Source organism: Pelagimonas sp. (assembly GCF_058892305.1).
In genome coordinates, this window is record NZ_JBZXVN010000016.1 from 26,266 (window position 1) to 43,380 (window position 17,115).

Annotated in this window: 16 protein-coding genes; 8 read left to right on the plus strand and 8 right to left on the minus strand. The window is 53.9% G+C overall.

Annotated elements, in window-relative coordinates; genetic code table 11:
• Positions 1 to 31: 31 nt before the first annotated feature.
• The 4 genes from AC5EFR_RS06305 to AC5EFR_RS06320 are packed head-to-tail and all read left to right on the plus strand — an operon-like array spanning position 32 to position 3,058.
• A complete protein-coding gene (locus tag AC5EFR_RS06305) occupies positions 32 to 997 on the plus strand; it encodes a YVTN family beta-propeller repeat protein (protein ID WP_493575033.1) in 966 nt (321 codons plus the stop codon).
• 49 nt (positions 998 to 1,046) lie between these two features.
• On the plus strand, positions 1,047 to 1,499 hold the full coding sequence (locus tag AC5EFR_RS06310; RefSeq protein WP_493575034.1) for a hypothetical protein: 453 nt from the start codon (positions 1,047 to 1,049) through the stop codon (positions 1,497 to 1,499).
• 57 nt (positions 1,500 to 1,556) lie between these two features.
• The gene (locus AC5EFR_RS06315) at positions 1,557 to 2,270 is read left to right on the plus strand and encodes an ABC transporter ATP-binding protein (RefSeq protein WP_493575035.1); all 714 of its coding nucleotides are present in this window, start codon (positions 1,557 to 1,559) and stop codon (positions 2,268 to 2,270) included.
• Positions 2,267 to 3,058: an ABC transporter permease gene (locus AC5EFR_RS06320; protein ID WP_493575036.1), complete on the plus strand. Its 792-nt coding sequence runs from the start codon at positions 2,267 to 2,269 to the stop codon at positions 3,056 to 3,058. Before AC5EFR_RS06315 ends, AC5EFR_RS06320 begins: the two co-directional genes overlap by 4 nt.
• A gap of 22 nt (positions 3,059 to 3,080) precedes the next feature.
• Here AC5EFR_RS06320 and AC5EFR_RS06325 read toward each other — a convergent pair whose 3' ends face one another.
• Together AC5EFR_RS06325 and AC5EFR_RS06330 are read right to left on the minus strand one after the other, a co-directional pair.
• Entirely contained in the window at positions 3,081 to 3,716 is a 636-nt protein-coding gene (locus AC5EFR_RS06325) for an ATP-binding cassette domain-containing protein (protein ID WP_493575037.1), read from the minus strand.
• Entirely contained in the window at positions 3,716 to 4,690 is a 975-nt protein-coding gene (locus AC5EFR_RS06330; protein WP_493575038.1) for an ABC transporter substrate-binding protein, read from the minus strand. Before AC5EFR_RS06330 ends, AC5EFR_RS06325 begins: the two co-directional genes overlap by 1 nt.
• A 168-nt stretch (positions 4,691 to 4,858) precedes the next feature.
• Between AC5EFR_RS06330 and AC5EFR_RS06335 the strand changes: the two genes are divergently transcribed.
• A complete protein-coding gene (locus AC5EFR_RS06335; protein WP_493575039.1) occupies positions 4,859 to 5,281 on the plus strand; it encodes a c-type cytochrome in 423 nt (140 codons plus the stop codon).
• 72 nt (positions 5,282 to 5,353) lie between these two features.
• Here the strand turns inward: AC5EFR_RS06335 and AC5EFR_RS06340 are convergent, their stop codons facing one another.
• The gene (locus AC5EFR_RS06340; RefSeq protein ID WP_493575040.1) at positions 5,354 to 5,893 is read right to left on the minus strand and encodes a hypothetical protein; all 540 of its coding nucleotides are present in this window, start codon (positions 5,891 to 5,893) and stop codon (positions 5,354 to 5,356) included.
• 209 nt (positions 5,894 to 6,102) lie between these two features.
• Here AC5EFR_RS06340 and AC5EFR_RS06345 point away from each other — a divergent pair, with 209 nt between their 5' ends.
• A complete protein-coding gene (locus tag AC5EFR_RS06345) occupies positions 6,103 to 7,863 on the plus strand; it encodes a PQQ-dependent methanol/ethanol family dehydrogenase (RefSeq protein ID WP_493575041.1) in 1,761 nt (586 codons plus the stop codon).
• Between the two features lie 86 nt (positions 7,864 to 7,949).
• On the opposite strand, the gene AC5EFR_RS06350 is transcribed toward AC5EFR_RS06345, so the two are convergent.
• Together AC5EFR_RS06350 and AC5EFR_RS06355 are read right to left on the minus strand one after the other, a co-directional pair.
• Complete coding sequence (locus AC5EFR_RS06350; RefSeq protein ID WP_493575042.1) at positions 7,950 to 8,372, minus strand: hypothetical protein; 423 nt, start codon at positions 8,370 to 8,372, stop codon at positions 7,950 to 7,952.
• Positions 8,373 to 8,878: 506 nt separating this feature from the next.
• Entirely contained in the window at positions 8,879 to 10,420 is a 1,542-nt protein-coding gene (locus AC5EFR_RS06355; RefSeq protein WP_493575043.1) for a helicase HerA-like domain-containing protein, read from the minus strand.
• Between the two features lie 449 nt (positions 10,421 to 10,869).
• Between AC5EFR_RS06355 and AC5EFR_RS06360 the strand changes: the two genes are divergently transcribed.
• Complete coding sequence (locus tag AC5EFR_RS06360) at positions 10,870 to 11,514, plus strand: invasion associated locus B family protein (RefSeq protein ID WP_493575044.1); 645 nt, start codon at positions 10,870 to 10,872, stop codon at positions 11,512 to 11,514.
• A 73-nt stretch (positions 11,515 to 11,587) separates the two neighbouring features.
• Here AC5EFR_RS06360 and AC5EFR_RS06365 read toward each other — a convergent pair whose 3' ends face one another.
• Positions 11,588 to 12,553 (minus strand): DUF808 domain-containing protein, encoded by a 966-nt coding sequence (locus tag AC5EFR_RS06365; RefSeq protein WP_493575045.1) that lies wholly within the window; start codon positions 12,551 to 12,553, stop codon positions 11,588 to 11,590.
• Between the two features lie 294 nt (positions 12,554 to 12,847).
• Between AC5EFR_RS06365 and gap the strand changes: the two genes are divergently transcribed.
• Positions 12,848 to 13,852: a type I glyceraldehyde-3-phosphate dehydrogenase gene (gap, locus tag AC5EFR_RS06370; protein WP_299922347.1), complete on the plus strand. Its 1,005-nt coding sequence runs from the start codon at positions 12,848 to 12,850 to the stop codon at positions 13,850 to 13,852.
• Positions 13,853 to 13,993: 141 nt separating this feature from the next.
• On the opposite strand, the gene AC5EFR_RS06375 is transcribed toward gap, so the two are convergent.
• Entirely contained in the window at positions 13,994 to 15,328 is a 1,335-nt protein-coding gene (locus AC5EFR_RS06375) for a sigma-54-dependent transcriptional regulator (protein WP_493575046.1), read from the minus strand.
• 7 nt (positions 15,329 to 15,335) lie between these two features.
• Positions 15,336 to 17,102 carry a sensor histidine kinase gene (locus AC5EFR_RS06380; protein ID WP_493575047.1) on the minus strand — a complete coding sequence of 589 codons (1,767 nt, stop codon included), beginning with the start codon at positions 17,100 to 17,102 and terminating at the stop codon, positions 15,336 to 15,338.
• Between the last annotated feature and the right edge of the window lie 13 nt (positions 17,103 to 17,115).

A 17,115-nucleotide genomic window follows, 5' to 3' on the forward strand; every position in this document is an offset into this window, starting at 1 on the left:
CCCGCCCGCTCATTCAAAAAGGAAGCTCTCGATGAAAAAGCTCTCCGTTCTTGCGGCCTTGCTTCTGTCTACCACTCCGGTCAGCGCCGATGAAATGTGGATCACCAATGAAAAAGATGACACGATTAGTGTCATTGATCTCGAAACGTTGGAAGTGTCGCGAACCCTCGCAACTGGGGAGCGCCCGCGTGGTATCACCTTTTCCAAGGACTACTCTGTTGTGTATATCTGTGCCTCCGATAGTGACGCGGTTCAGGTGATGAACCCGACCACCGGAGAGATCCTGTACGATCTTCCCTCCGGAGAAGATCCGGAACAATTTGTGCTCCACCCGGATGACCGACATCTATATATCGCCAACGAAGATGACGCGATCACCACCGTTGTCGACACCCAATCACGGACAGTTGTCGCGCAAATTGACGTCGGCATCGAACCCGAAGGCATGGCCGTTTCCCCCGATGGTAAGATCGCCATCACCACGTCCGAAACCACCAACATGGCCCATTGGATCGACACCGACACCCAAAAGCTATTCGCCAATACACTGGTCGACAGCCGCCCGCGTCATGCGGAATTTGTCAAAGACGGCAGCGAGCTTTGGGTCAGTTCAGAAATCGGCGGAACCATCACTGTTTTCGACGTCGCGTCCCAAGCCGAAAAGGCCAAGATTGAGTTCAAGGTCAAAGGAGTCCACCCGGACCGGGTACAACCAGTTGGGTTCGAGCTCACCCAAGGCGACACCCATGCTTTTGTCGCCCTTGGACCATCAAATCATTTGGCCGTCGTGAATGCCGACACTTATGAGGTCGAAGACTACATTCTTGTCGGGCGGCGCGTTTGGCACATGGATTTCAACGCCGATCGTAGCAAACTTTTCACCACCAATGGCGTGTCAGGCGATGTCACTATGGTCGATGTCGCAAGCCGCAAAGCCGAAAAAACCATCAAGGTTGGACGCTTTCCATGGGGCGCGGCCTTTCGGCCAACAAACTGATCCCAAACTCCCTCAATTTGCATATTTCGCGCGAAAAAGGACCAATACTATGCATAGATTTCTCCTCACGGCAGTGCTCGCCGCCGCCCTCCCCTTTGGGGCTTTGGCGGATAATGACGACGATGATGATGACAAATTCGGCCTTGCCGGTGTTCTTTCCGCCAAAAACAAAGAAGACCTCGAGCCGATCCAATTGGGCGCCGGCATCCCCCTAACGTCCGCCCCATGGGTTCTCAAATCCGGCACTTATTATGAGTTCGAAATCCAGGGCGATGGCAGTCAGGAATTGGCTTTGGTAGGGCCGGAATTCTTCCGCGCCATTTGGATTGATGAAATCGTCGTGGAGGGGCTGGAAATCCGCCCTCTTGGTTTGGATTCGGTCGAGTTTGATGAAGCCGGCGAAATGGAGATCGGTTTTTTGGCAATCAAGCCGGGGTCATATTATCTCAAAATTCCGGGTTCGACCGGTGAAACACAACGGTTGGAAATCACCATTGAATAATCGCCGAAACACGGCACAGTTGGGTGGCCATGAGCGGCGACCCAACTCAGGATTGTCATGACACTCCAGATTTCAAATCTATCGTTTTCCTATGGTCCAAAACAGGCCCTACAGGACATCAACCTAACGGTTGACCAAGGGCTCTTTGCCGCCTTGCTGGGTCCAAATGGTGCCGGGAAATCAACTCTGTTCGCATTACTGACCCGCCTCTTGACGGCCAAGTCAGGTGAAATAACGATTGCCGGTCACGATTTGTCCGCTCAGCCTCAGGCTGCTTTGGCACAGATGGGGATTGTTTTTCAAAAACCCACTTTGGATTTGGATCTAACCGTACGCCAAAACCTGTCCTATTTCGCGGCGCTGCATGGGCTGTCTGGGAAACCGGCCGAAATGAAAATTGAGGACGCCTTGGACCGTTTGAACATGCGGGAACGCGCCTCTGAAAAGGTCCGTGCCCTAAACGGTGGCCATCGCCGACGGACAGAACTCGCGCGTGCTTTAATCCACGATCCATCAGTGCTCTTTCTAGACGAACCCACCGTCGGGCTTGATGCGGAAAGCCGCCGGGACATAACCGACCATGTCCATGCGCTGGCCTCTGAGGGGATGACAGTCCTTTGGGCAACGCACCTTACGGATGAAATTGAGATGTCGGACCAACTGATTCTGTTGCACCAAGGTCGGGTTCTGAAAAACGACACAGCGGGCAATCTCTGTCACGGTCGTGATTTGCGAACATGGTTTTTGGACCAGACCAAGGCCCCCGTATGACCGGATTTTCGCACTATAAAACTGCATTTCAGGCCATTTCCACGCGCGAAATTCTGAGATTTGTCCATCAACGTGAACGGTTTGTTGCAGCGCTCGTACGCCCTTTGGTTTGGCTTTTGGTCTTTGCGGCCGGTTTTCGCGCCGCACTTGGGCTATCAATCACACCGCCTTACCAAACCTACATCACCTACGAGACCTATATCCTGCCTGGTTTGTGCGGAATGATCCTTCTTTTCAATGGCATGCAAAGCTCTTTGTCTTTGGTCTATGATCGGGAAATGGGGTCAATGCGCCTGTTGCTTACAGCACCGTTACCACGATGGTTTCTTTTGTTTTCAAAGCTTTGCGGCGCGACATTTATTGGGATTCTCCAATGTTATGCGTTTCTAGGAATCGCTGCGCTCTTTGGGATCACTCTACCTGCCTTGGGATACTTAAACGCCCTACCAGCTTTGCTTCTGGCGGGCATCATGCTCGGCGCTTTAGGATTGGCTTTGTCGAGTTTCATCAGACAGTTAGAAAATTTCGCTGGTGTGATGAATTTTGTCATTTTCCCAATGTTTTTCCTAAGCTCTGCGCTTTATCCACTGTGGAAGATGGCAGAATCTTCTGAGCTTTTGCACGATATTTGCGCAGTAAACCCATTTACACACGCTGTCGAACTCATCCGATTTGCATTGTATCAACAAATGAATTTGGCCGCATTGGGATGGACTTGCCTGGCGGCGATCTTCTTTTTGGCTCTAGCAATGTGGGGATATGACCCTTCTCGCGCTAAGTCGTCTTGATTCAAGAGCTTGAATTGCAAATCTAAACCAAAACGGCGGGTGATCCTTCTAGGCGTATCGCCCGATTGCACAACCGTTTTGCTTCGCTCTCGGAATGGGTCACAATCAAGGTTGTGGTGTCACTCCGTGCCCTAAGCGTTTCAAATAACGACATCATTTCGTCGGCCAAATGATCATCCAGAGAGACAAATGGCTCATCCATCAACAATAACTCGGGTTTGGCGGCAAAAGCACGCGCCAGAGACAATCGGCGTTGTTGGCCCAAGCTGAGGTGACCGGGAAAGGAGGCTCCGCGTCCGTCCAGCCCGACATCATCAAGCGCTTGTTTGGCCTCAGCGCCTGTCACCCCAAGCGTTAGGCATAGATTGTCGATCAAATTCCGCCACAAAAGAAGTGTAGGCTCTTGAAAAACAACTGCAATCTTTTCTGGCCTTGAGATATTTCCGTCAAAACGTGTTTCCAGCCCTGCCAAAATGCGCAAAAGGCTGGTTTTTCCTATTCCAGACGGTCCGGTTAAGGCCAATGTGTCCCCTGACCGCAAAGAAAATTCGACATTTCCGAGGATAGCACGCCCACCCAAAGACAAACGTTGCAACGCGATACGGGCGACCTCGGGCCGCCCGTCCGTTTGTTGATCATGCACCAATTGCAGAGCCATCAAGAGCCCGGCTGCACAAAGATACCGTCAGGAAGGTCTTGCGCCTTGCCGACCAGGTCTTCGCCACCAAGCTTGGCCATCAATGCCAACATTTTCGCGGCTGCCTCTTCGTCAACCGGCCCGGCATCCGGGATTCCGGCGCGGAAACCGGCCTTGAGCGCGTCAAACTGCGCGTCTGTTTTGGCTTTCATCCGCGGGCGCAACCGATCCCATTCCGCATCGTCTTTTGCCAGCAAATCCTTGGCGTTACGCGAAGCGTTTGCCATAGCGTTCACCAATTCAGGGTTGTCGCGCAGCAAATCACCCTTGAGGACATAGCCCAAAAGCGGGGTTTGCGTGTCCAACCCCAAGGCTTCGGCCGCCTGATCAACAGTCACCAATGGTTTCATCCCACCGGCTTCCATTTTTGCCAAGAAGTGCCAAAAATTGATGGCACCACCAAGTTCACCTTGGAGCGCGGTCTTAAAGATCAAGGGCGGCGCGCCAAAGACTTGTTCAGTTTCGCCGGCAAGGTCAACACCGTGTTCTTGCTCGGCATAAGCCTGCAAAATCAGCCACGACTTGTCCAAAGGTCCCCCTGCGATGCCGATTTTCTGGCCTTTGAGATCGGCCAATGACTTGGCGTCGCTATCACCGGGCACCATCAAAGCCCCAACCGCGCGGCTATAGGGAATGAATACGAAATCCTTTCCAGCGGCGCGCTGACGCGCAACCCAGAGCCAGTCAGATACGATAACATCAGCTTCGCCGCCCTGAAAAGCGACTTTGGCTGCGGAACCGCCCGCAACCCCCTGAACTTCCAATGTAAAACCGTTTTTCGCGTCAAACTGATTGTGCTTGATTACGTCCAGTTCCCAGTTCACGGTACCATATTGTAGCACCGCGGCCCGCAACACCGGGGCCTCGGCCCAAGCGGCACCGGCCAGTGTGATCAAAGCTGCGGCACTCCCGCGTAAAACCTTCATAAATGACATGCCAACCTCCCTAGGCTTGTTAAGCTAATCGTAACAGCAGCCCTTGGGATAGGTATACGACCATTGGACAGGCCATGCAGGGCCCCGCCGTTGATATGCATCAAGTTAGCCCACCCGGCCCCGAATTATGCTTGTGCCAATGCCAAGCTTATCAAAAGGAGAATGCGCATGAACCGCTTTCTAACTATGGCCGTCGCCTGTTTGCCCCTCGTTGGATTTTCCGCTGCTCCCGCTGCGGCCGCCGACGTGTTTGAGAAAATCAAAATTGATGCGGGCCAGACGTTGTATGATCGCTCTTGCCGCCGCTGTCATGCCGCGGATTCCGATGATCCATCTTATGGGCCGCCCTTGGAAAACATTCTATATCGCGCGGCGGGCTCTTATGAGGGCTATGATTACTCCATAGCAATGGAGGCATCGGGTATTGTTTGGACACCCGGTGCCGTACGCGCATGGATGGAAGACAATGACGGGTTTATGCCCGGAACGAAAATGCGCCATGTCGGCATTGAAGACCGAACAGTTCAAGACTTTATCCTAGCCTATCTTGGGTCGATCAGCCCTCAGGACAATAAACAGATTTCTGAGTAACCTACCGGATGATTATACTTGGCCGCGCGGATGTTTCGCGCGGCTTTTGACTGTCTTGAGGACCTGCACAGTTCATCCTTTTGGTCCGATTACAAGCTTGGGTAGCCAATGGCTGTCCGGATCGCCCAGTTCCAAATCAGTCGGTTTTAAAGGACGTAAAACGCCAGCCTCTGGTGGTACGGACAACACGTTCATGTCCATCTCATGCAGACTTCCAACCAGGTTGCCATCTTGCTCTGACAGCTCATAGTAAACGCCGTTCCACATATCGATTCCATAGCTTCCGGCTTTCTTCCACAGGAAGAGGAAATCATATTCTAAATCGGTCGGCTCTACCGAAATATCGCGTTTTATTTCATATGGATATGGCACATGGCACCAAAGCATTTCCGGCCCCTCGACGCATTTAAATGGTCGCATAGAGAGGAAATGGTCGGTAAACGGCGCATCTTCTAACGTCAGCGCATACGCCCCCTCTTTGATATCTACAGACGCGATTTGAATGCGGACACCGTCTTGGTCTAGCAACCAAACACCATGTGGCCCATCTTCCAATGCCATCCCCGGACCGGCGCAAATTGCGGCAACACATAAGAGAATCGATTTTCTCATCTTGGCACTCCTTTATCTTGGCGAATCCCCTTTAGGCTGGGACGAATCACGACAGTCCTGTCAAGTCTGCAAGGGTCGTACGACCTATGGCGCGTTCCGGGAAATCACGTTCTCTTTATAGTGTTGAGCTAGGGAGAAGACCGTCTCAGCTTTCGATAGCTTCTAGTCGGGCGGTCCCATCACGACTGAATGTTCACGGGAGGACTGACATGAACAAATTCGTCGCCGCTGTCGCAGTAAGCCTAATTGGTGCCACGGGCGCCATGGCCAATGTGACCGAAGAAATGCTGGCCAATGACCAAACCATCACCGATCAGGTGGTCACAAATGGTATGGGCCGCCACTTGCAGCGCTACAGCCCGCTCGACACGTTGAACAAAGACAACGTCAAAAGCTTGGTGCCCGCATGGGCCTTTTCGCTTGGGGGGGAAAAGCAGCGTGGTCAAGAAACCCAGCCGCTGATTTATGACGGTGTGATGTATATCACCGGGTCTTATTCGCGGATGTATGCGATTGACGTCAAAACCGGCAAAGAGCTTTGGCAGTACGATGCCCGCCTGCCCGAAGGCATTTTGCCTTGCTGTGACGTGATCAACCGTGGTGCTGCCATTTATGGTGACAAGGTTGTCTTTGGTACGCTGGACGCCCGGATTGTTGCGCTTGACGCCAAGACCGGTGACGTTGTTTGGCGTGACAAGATCGCCAACTACAAAGAAGGTTATTCCTATACTGCCGCTCCTTTGATTGTGAACGGCCTTGTCATCACCGGCAACTCGGGTGGTGAATTTGGCATCGTCGGTACGGTTCAGGCGCGTGACGTCAACACTGGCGACATGGTTTGGGAACGACCCGTGATCGAAGGTCACATGGGCACGCTAAACGGCGAACCATCGACCATGACCGGTGAGCTGAACGCGACTTGGCCCGGTGACATGTGGAAAACCGGTGGTGGTGCCACATGGTTGGGTGGCTCGTATGATGCGCGGACTGACACGCTGATCTTTGGGGCCGGTAACCCTGCCCCTTGGAACAGCTGGCTTCGTGACGCGGGTCAGGACAATTCCGGCAAGGGTGACAACCTTTATGCCGCTAGCCGTATCGGCATTGACCCGGCCACAGGCGAAATCAAATGGCACTATCAGACCACGCCGCGTGAAGGTTGGGACTATGATGGTGTGAACGAAGTGGTCGCCTATGACGCCCGCGACGGCAGCCAGCGTTTGGCCACAGCAGACCGCAATGGGTTCTTCTACACCTTGAAGGCCGAAGATGGCGGCTTTATTTCGGCGGCCCCCTTTGTCAAAGACATCAGCTGGGCCGACGGCATTGATGAGACCGGTCGTCCGATCTTTAACGAAGCCAACCGCCCTGGTGATCCAACTGCTGCTGCTGATGGTAAAAAGGGTGAAGTCATCTTTGCGTCACCATCTTTCTTGGGTGGCAAAAACTGGATGCCAATGGCGTTTAGCCAAAAGACCGGCAACTTCTATGTTCCGTCAAATGAATGGGGCATGGACATCTGGAACGAGCCGATTTCCTACAAAAAGGGCGCGGCCTATCTGGGGGCTGGTTTCACCATCAAACCAAACTACGAAGACCATATCGGTAGCCTCAAAGCGATTGACCCGGACACCGGTGAATGGGTTTGGGAATACAAGAACGATGCACCTCTTTGGGGTGGGGTTATGACCACCGCTGGCGGTCTGGTGTTCTTTGGCACACCCGAGGGTGAGTTCATTGCGTTGGATGATGAAACCGGTGAAAAACTGTGGTCCTTCCAGACCGGCTCCGGCATCGTCGGTCAGCCAGTCACATGGGAACAGGACGGCGAACAGTATGTGTCGATCATGTCCGGTTGGGGTGGCGCGGTTCCACTCTGGGGTGGTGAAGTTGCCAAAAAGGTCAACTACCTGAACCAAGGTGGTCTGATGTGGACTTTCCGTCTGCCAAAGGAAATGGCGTCTAACTAAAGCGCACCAGCATTAGAAATGAAAACGCCCGGGGCCTTGCTCCGGGCGTTTTTCATTTGGTGATGTCGCACAATGTGACGAACCTGTCAGATCGAACAATCCGTTTTGGAAACCGTGTAATTCTTGTGGCTGCGATCCTCTTTTGAGGAAACAGAAAAGATCAGGCTCCCGCCTTTGTCAACAACGGTGCCAAACACTTCTGGCTGGCAATACTGTTCCGACAGCCAAGGAAAGTGACCATATTGGAAATCATCCATTGGGCCGTCGACGACAAAGTGAAACAATAATTTCTGACCGCTGTTCGACAAGGATTGGAGCGTTAAACCATAGTCGATTTGCTCAGGAAGTCCGGGACTCGTTAAAAGGACTTCTTGCGCAAAAAACTCTTCGATCGTTTGGCCACGTTCAGCCAGTTTCACAATGGCGGCCTCTGCCGCATATTCGGGTGGCGCCACCTTCTCCAAATATGTGTCAATCGATCGGCTTGTGAAGAACAAAGCTATGGCCATGAGCACAAAAGCCGGGTCATTCGCATAGTTGCCAAAACCGGATCTTTTGTGGTCATCGCTTGTCGTTCCATGGTCCCTCCCCGCAAACAGCAGCCAGAAAACGCCAAACGGAACAAAGGCAGCCCAAGCTTTCTTGGGACTGCCGGTAATATTCAGGCTCCTTGCGGCACTGATGTGGTACACCAAGTAGCCAAACAAAACAGCCGTTCCCCAAATCACAAGCGAAAGTGCGGAAAACAAACCATATTCGGCTTCGAGGCCAATGTACAACCACCCAAATTGGACCGCCGACATTAGAAAATGCCCCCGGCAAGATAACACCAATGCTTTACCCGGCGCATGGGAATTTGGTGGTTTGCAAACAAAAAACCTAGAAACCCGCCGACATAAACCACGGCCACTGCCAGCAAAATCACTTGAATTTCGCTCAGCAAGAGCAACTTAAAAAAGATTACGTCAATCATAATAAACTCGAGTATGTGCAGGGGTTTCCCCTGCACGTCTCCTTACCGCCCCTTAAAAAGTCCACCTAGAATACCGCGGACAATGCGCCGCCCGGTTGTTCCGGTTAATTCTTTGACCACCATTTTGGTCATCGCATCGCCAAAGCTTTGGGTTTTGCGAGTGCGCCGCGATGATGATCGGGCCACGCGGGTTCCGGAATAGCGCCGGCCTGCCCGGTACTCGCGCTGTGCGGTCTCAAGCTCTTCTTCTTCGGCCTCGGCCTTTTCGGCGGCGCGGGCTGCGGCCTCGGCCTGCGCTTTCAGGATTTCAAAGGCGGATTTACGATCCAGCGTTTGATCATATTTCCCTGCCAAATCTGACCCTGCCACTACGGCCCGACGTTCGGAAACCGAAATTGGCCCCAATTGCGATGATGGTGGGCGGATCAACGTGCGTTGAACAATACCGGGCACGCCCTTTTTCTGGAGCATTGAGGTCACGGCCTCACCGACGCCAACTTCGCGAATGGCCTGCTCTGTGTCAAAGTCTGGATTGGGCCGATAGGTTTCCGCCGCCATGCGCAACGCCTTTTTGTCCCGCGCCGTAAAGGCCCGCAACGCGTGTTGGATGCGGTTTCCAAGCTGGCCGAGAATGTCTTCGGGCACATCATCAGGATTTTGCGTGATGAAATAAACGCCAACCCCCTTAGAGCGAATCAAACGCGCAACTTGTTCAACCTTGTCGACCAAAGCCTTGGGGGCACCATCAAACAACAAATGCGCTTCGTCGAAAAAGAAAACCAGCTTGGGTTTCTCCGGATCGCCCACTTCGGGCAATTCTTCGAATAGCTCAGACAGCAACCACAAAAGGAACGTCGAATAAAGCCGAGGCGAGGACATTAGTTCATCTGCCGCCAATATGTTGACCTGCCCACGCCCCTCCTCATCAACGCGCATGAGATCAGACAACGCCAGCGCCGGTTCGCCAAAGAAATTGCCACCGCCCTGATTCTCAATCACCAAAAGACGGCGCTGGATTGCCCCAATCGACGCGGTCGAGATGTTGCCGTAGCGCAAAGACAGGTCTTTGCGATTCTCTCCCATCCAGACCAACATGGCCCGAATGTCTGAGAGATCGAGCAGAGGCAGCCCTTCTTCGTCCGACAGACGAAAAGCAATATTCAAAATCCCCTCTTGGGCTTCGGACAAGTCCAAGAGACGCGACAACAAAAGGGGTCCCATTTCGGCGACTGTCGTGCGCACCGGATGGCCTTGCTTGGCGAACAGGTCCCAGAACGTTACCGGGAAGGAGTCATATATATAGTCGTCAAAACCAATGGTTTCAGCACGTTCCATAAAGGCATTATGAAGCTTGTGCGCCGCGCTGCCCGCAACGGCCATGCCCGATAGATCGCCCTTCACATCCGCCATAAACACCGGGACGCCAGCGTTGGAAAACCCTTCGGCAAGGATCTGAAGCGTGACGGTTTTTCCAGTCCCGGTTGCCCCGGCGACGAGCCCATGCCGGTTGGCATACTTATGGCTGAGCCATTGCTTTTCGGCGTAGTCTGGACCACCGCCACCAAGGAAAGTTCCATTTGTCATCAAAGTTCTCCACAAGCGTACGGTGGCAAACATACATCCTTAACTATTGCTCGCCAGTATCATCTGCAGTTCCGGGGCGACATGTCCTCTCCTGCCCTGGACAGACTTCCTCCCTGTCAGACTGGCCGCGCCTTTGGGCGCGGCTCTTTTTTTTCTGCTATCTTGCGAAATTCACATGGAAAATTCTGAGAAAACCTGTTGACCCCCGGCCAAGACTTTCGTAGCGTCCCCTCAATGACAAAGTCGGCCAGTCCGACAGGGAGTGAAATGGAAAGGGGCCGCACTGGCCCCTTTCCTTTTGGGAACTCCAAATTTTGAATTTCACGAACATTTCGAAAACGGGCGGCAAATCGCGCATCTTGCTGCAAGGTCGGGTTTTTCTGGACTGACACCGCCGTCTCATCATGTTAATCGGTGCTTCAGCAATGATCGGATTTCAGGGGATTTCCATGAACAAACCGCTTCTCACCATGTCTTTGATAGCAGCCGTAACTGCTGCACCCTTATTTGCGCAAAGCGAAGAACCTGCCCAACCTGTCGCCGACGAAGCGGCTGACGTTGCGGAAGGTGCTGTTATCAAGGCTGATGTTCCAGAATTGGATATGGGCGAAGACCCAAATGCACCCAAGCCACAACAGGCCGGCCCAAATACCTACACCCAAGACGGGTTTGATGACTGGCAATTGCAGTGCTTGGAAGTGCCCGAAGGCGATGATGTCTGCCAGATGTACCAGTTGCTCAAAGATGCCGCCGGTAATAGCGTCGCCGAGGTCAATATCTTTAAAATCAAAGATGGTGGAAAAGCCGTTGCTGGTGGCACATTCATCGTTCCATTGGAAACTCTTCTGCCACAAAAACTAACCATCACAGTCGATGGTGGGTCCGCGCGCCGCTATGACTATTCTTTCTGTAGCCAGATTGGATGTTACGCCCGTGTTGGTCTGACTGCAGAGGACATCCAGCGTTTCAAAGCCGGTGCCAAAGCCGAGGTCACCATCGTTCCCGCGGTTGCGGCCAACAAAAAGGTCGTTGTGGAAATGTCCTTGAAAGGCTTCACCGCCGCGTACAAAGCTGCATCTACTATCGCGCAGTAAAAGGCGACATGAGATAGAAAAGAGGCGCGTCAAGTGATTGGCGCGCCTCTTTTTGTTTTGATGTTGATGGTTTTTACTGCGGCTGGTTTTCACCACCAAACAATTTGCCATAGACCGGCGCGACGATTTTTGTCCCAATCGGGATCAAAACCAACCCAACAAGAAAGCCCAAAACAAAATCAATACCGGCTGTGATCAACCATTCAAGGCTTGGATTTTGCTGACCATAGGCCACGGCGATATGGTGGATTTGTTCCTCGGGATAATGCCACCCCATCTCATGCAACGAATGGACAATAATTGATCCACCGACCCAAAGCATGGCGGCGGTGCCGATGATGGTCAGCGCTTTGAGCAACCAAGGCATAAACTGAACAATCGCCCGTCCAAAGGCCCGCGTCGCTCCAATGCGGCCGTTTTCATTCAGCCACAGGCCAACATCATCCATCTTAACGATGATCGCCACGGCACCATACACCACGGCGGTGATCAATATCGCGACAACCGCCAGTGTTGCGGCCTGCATATAAAAATTGGGGGCTTCGATGGCCGAGAGCGAGATCACCATGATCTCGGCCGATAGAATGAAGTCGGTCTTGATCGCGCCTTTGACCTTTTCCTCTTCGAGCCGGTTGGGGTCTTTGACGTCATGACTTCCGTCTGGCCCGCCGCTATGGTCGTCATGAGGCATCAAGACATGCACAATCTTTTCCGCCCCCTCGAAACACAGGTAACCCCCGCCCAAGATCAACAATGGCCAGACCATCCACGGTGCAAAGGCCGCCATCAACAACACCGCCGGCATCAAAAGCACCAGCTTGTTGATCACCGACCCGCGTGCGATGCGCCATATGATTGGCAGTTCCCGCGCCGGGGCAAACCCCTGCACATATTTTGGGGTGACGGCGGCGTCGTCAATGATGACGCCCGCGGTTTTGGACCCCGCCTTCATCGCCGCCGCGCCAATATCATCCACCGATGCCGCTGCAACCTTGGCAATGGCCGACACGTCATCCAACAGAGCCAACAATCCGCTCATCTATGTTGTTCCTTTATCCGCAGGATGCATAGACACCCCCAGTTTCCCGTTCTGGGCAACTCTATCTGGATCGCGCCATAGTGTTAACAGGGAAACGATTCTGTCTTTTCCCGAAGGATTGATTTTCCGTTAACGCAAACCCTTGCAATTCGTTAGCGCAACCAAGGTGGCAATCGGCAGGTTTACCGCTAACATATTGTCAGAAAACACTTTTTGCTTGGCCCCCTCGGTGCCCCACCGTATACGCATCGCCAAGGATCACACCCAAAGATCACGAGCCAGGAGACCGCATTCATGACCGTTACTGTAGGTATCAACGGATTTGGCCGCATCGGCCGCTGCACCTTGTCCCACATTGCGGAATCTGCGCGCAATGATGTTCAGGTCGTTAAGATCAACGCCACCGGCCCCATCGAAACCGCCGCGCACCTGCTGCGCTACGACAGTGTCCACGGTCGGTTCCCCGGCAACATTCAGGTCTCTGGCAATTCGATGGACCTGGGCCGTGGCCCGATCGACGTCATGTCGACCTATAAAATGGAAGAGCTGGATTGGACCGGTTGTGACGTTGTTCTGGAATGTACCGGTAATTTCAATGACGGCACCAAGGCCAACCAGCACCTAACTCAGGGGGCAAAATCGGTTCTGATCTCTGCCCCGGCGAAGAACGTTCAGCGGACCGTCGTTTACGGTGTGAACCATCGCGATCTCGTCAAGGGTGAGACGATGATTTCCAACGGGTCATGCACAACCAACTGCCTCGCCCCTCTGGCCAAAGTTTTGGACGAAGCAATTGGCATCGAAAGCGGGATCATGACCACGATCCACAGCTACACCGGTGACCAACCGACTTTGGACCGCCGCCATGACGATCTCTATCGCGCCCGCGCCGCGGCCATGGCGATGATCCCAACCTCAACAGGTGCAGCCAAAGCGCTTGGCGAAGTTCTTCCGAACCTCAAAGGCAAGCTGGATGGGTCCGCCGTACGCGTTCCGACACCAAATGTCTCGGCTGTTGACCTAACCTTCTATGCCAAGAAAGAGGTCACCGTTGCCGATGTGAACGAAGTCATGGCCGAAGCCGCCAATGGCCACATGGGTATGGTGCTTGACTATGATCCGGAGAAGAAGGTTTCCATCGACTTCAACCACACAACCGCCAGCTCGATCTTTGCGCCAGATCAGACCAAAGTCACCGGCGGCCGCTTGGTCCGCGTTCTGGCATGGTATGACAATGAATGGGGGTTCTCGGCGCGCATGGCCGATGTTGCCGCTGCCATGGGCCGCTTGCTTCACTAAGTTCAAAACCCCACCCAATAGAAAAGCCCCGGATCTCCGGGGCTTTTTTTATTTTGGCATCCAGTAGCCGGATCACAGATGGTGTTTTTGGTGATCCAAAAGCAAGACGTCTAACCGCTCCTCAAAGAGCCGAAGCTACTGTCAAAGATAGTCGGCGCGTTGCAACCCGTACTTGGCCATTTTTTCATTCAGGGTCCGGCGTGGCAGGCAAAGTTCTTCCATGACCGATGCAATCGACCCCTTGTGGCGGCGCATGGTGTTGTCGATCAACATCCGTTCAAATGCCTCGACATATTCCTTGAGAGGTTTGCCTTCGGTCGTCATCACCGGCTGCATTTGATCGTGATCGCTCATCAAAAGTGATGCAATGGTTCCCTGCCCACGGCGCGCTTGTAACACCGCGCGCTCGGCCAGATTGATCAACTGACGGACATTGCCAGGCCACGGCGCTTGCAACAATTGCGCTGCTTCTTGCGCCGACACTTTCGGTGCATCACAACCGTACTCCTCGGAAAATTGTTCAGACAGGCGCGTGAACAACGTCAGGATATCTTCGCCCCGCGATCGCAGCGGCGGAACAACAATTTTGAGCGCCGCCAAGCGGTAATAAAGATCAGACCGCAAGACGCTTTCACAGGTGCGCCCTTCGTCCTGAAGGTTGCAAATCGCCACGATCCGCGTCTCAGGAGGGTTGCCTTGATCGTTGATAACACTCAACAAACGTGCTTGTGCCGCGTCGGAAAGAGCTTCGATGTCTTCTAGAACCAAAGTGCCGCCGCGGGCTTCTTCGATCGCGGGCAACCGCGTGTCATCCGGTTGCATCGGGCCAAACAAACGCTGCATCAACGCGTTTTCGTCATGGGCCCCACAAGAGATCAGCACAAACTTTTTTCCGGCCCGCGCGCCAACCGAATGCAACGCATGAGCAACCAGTGTTTTGCCGGTCCCGGTTTCCCCTTCGATCAAGACATGGCCGTCGGCTTGTCCCAAATCCAAGATGTCTTCGCGCAAGCGTTCCATCACCGGGCTGGCCCCGATCAGCTTGCTCATGATCTGACCACCATCTGATAGCTCGCGCCGCAAGGCGCGGGTGTCCAAGGTCAAACGGCGGGCATTGGTGGCCTTTTTGGCCAGCTCAGACATGCGATCCGGGTTGAACGGTTTCTCAAGGAAATCAAACGCCCCGATGCGCATGGCCTCAACGGCAATTGGCACATCGCCATGGCCGGTGATCATGATAACCGGCAGCGAACTGTCCGATCCCATCAGCTTTTTCAAAAGCTGGATACCGTCCATGCCGGGCATCTTGATGTCTGATATGACAATCCCGGGGTATTCCGGCCCAAGCGTGCCAAGCGCCTCTTCGGCCGAGGCAAAGGTCTCCGTGTCGTAGCCGGAGAGCGCCAACCACTGGCTGATCGATTGCCGCATGTCCTGTTCGTCATCGACGATGGCGATCTTCATTGCGTTTGCCATGTTACCCTTACTCCGCTGCCTGCGTGTTTTCGTTTAAAACCGGAAGCTGCATCTCAAACACTGCGCCGCCGTTTTCACCATTGCGGGCGGTCAAACGACCCCCGAGTTCCGATACAATACCGGATGAAATTGCCAGACCGAGGCCAACGCCGTCACCCGGCTGTTTGGTTGTGTAGAACGGCTCAAACAGCGCATCCAAATCCTCAATCCCATGTCCATTGTCGCGCACGCTTAACGTGGCGGTTTCCCCAGAGGCCAAAATAATTTCCACTTGCGGGTCATCTACTGATTTGGTGGCGTCGAGCGCATTGCGCAAGAGGTTGACCAAAACCTGTTCGATGCGCATGCGATCGCCCATGACCAAAACCGGCTCATCGGGGAGGATACGCGAAATCCGTACCCGACGCACCTTGAGCTGCGGTTCCATCATCGACATCGCGCTCCCCAAGGCAGCCCCCATGTCAACGGGGCTAAAGGTTTCCTGACCTTTGCGGGCATAGGATTTCAGCTGTTTGGTGATCGCGCCCATGCGTTCAATCAAATCATCAATCCGGTGAAACGCGCTTAGGGCTTCGTCTGGTCGGTTGCGCCGCAGCAAAAGCCGCGCGCCCGCCAGATAGGTTTTCATCGCTGCAAGCGGTTGGTTAAGCTCATGGCTCACCGCCGCGGACATCTCGCCTAGCGCGGCAAGTTTTGAGCTTTGCGCCAGAGATTGTTCGGCCACGGCCAGGTTCTTCTGGACCTTTTCGCGCTCTGAAATCTCACGCTGTAACCGCGCATTCAACGCCCGCAATTCGGCGGATTCACGTTGGAAAAGCGCCATACGAACGGCCGTTCTACGCGACAGGGCATAGAATACCAGGGCCGCCAAAATCGCAAACCCCATGATTTCTATCGCCAAAAACGCGTTCACGCGTTCACGTACCGAGGCGTAGGTCGTAAAGGTTGTCAGTGTCCAACCACGAAATGGAATCCGCCCATCAACCCGCATCACGGCTTCGCCCTTGAGATAGACATCCGCGTCTTTGGCTGTCCAATCGGTCGTGGCTTGAATGGCGCGCTCAATGGCGCTGTCGGGGGGTTGGCGTTCAAGCGCTGCGTCCGGGGTCAAGCCACGCCAGCGCGGTTCCGTCGCCAACACGATGACACTTTCGGAGTTGGTGACAAACACCGCATCCGAAATCCCCGCCCAGGCCCGTTCGAACTTGGCCAAGTCGACCTCGACCATAATAACACCGATGGTTTCATTGCCGCTTTCGACCTGACGGGAATAGGTAAAGCGATAGCCTCCTGCCTCACGTTCGGTTGTGGTAAATACAGTGGCGTTGGACCGGATCGCATTGACAAAATAGCCATCCTGACGATGGTTTTCGCCCAAACGGCTGCGATCCGTGGCGGCGACGGTGCGACCATCGCGATCTAACAACATCAAGGAGGCCGCGCCGATTTCATCAACGAATGAAATCAATCGTTGCGAGCTTTGGGTGTATTCTCCCGAGTTCAACGCCCCGATCAACGCCGGGTCGCGGGCCAGAAGCTGGGGCACAATCGCGTTTCGACGCAGCTCTGAAATCAGGTTCCCCGAATAAAGCGCCAAGCGCAATTCGGCCCGGTTTTGCGTCGTTTCGGTAAAACGTTGGGTCAGCAAACGGTTGGTAAAATACACCGTGCCAACGGCCACAACCACAAGCACCAACAACGCCCAACGGACCCGCCCCGATAACGGGCCAGACCGACGGGGGCCGGATGTTTGGGTGGGAGACGTCTCTGACATATCAGGCAGGATA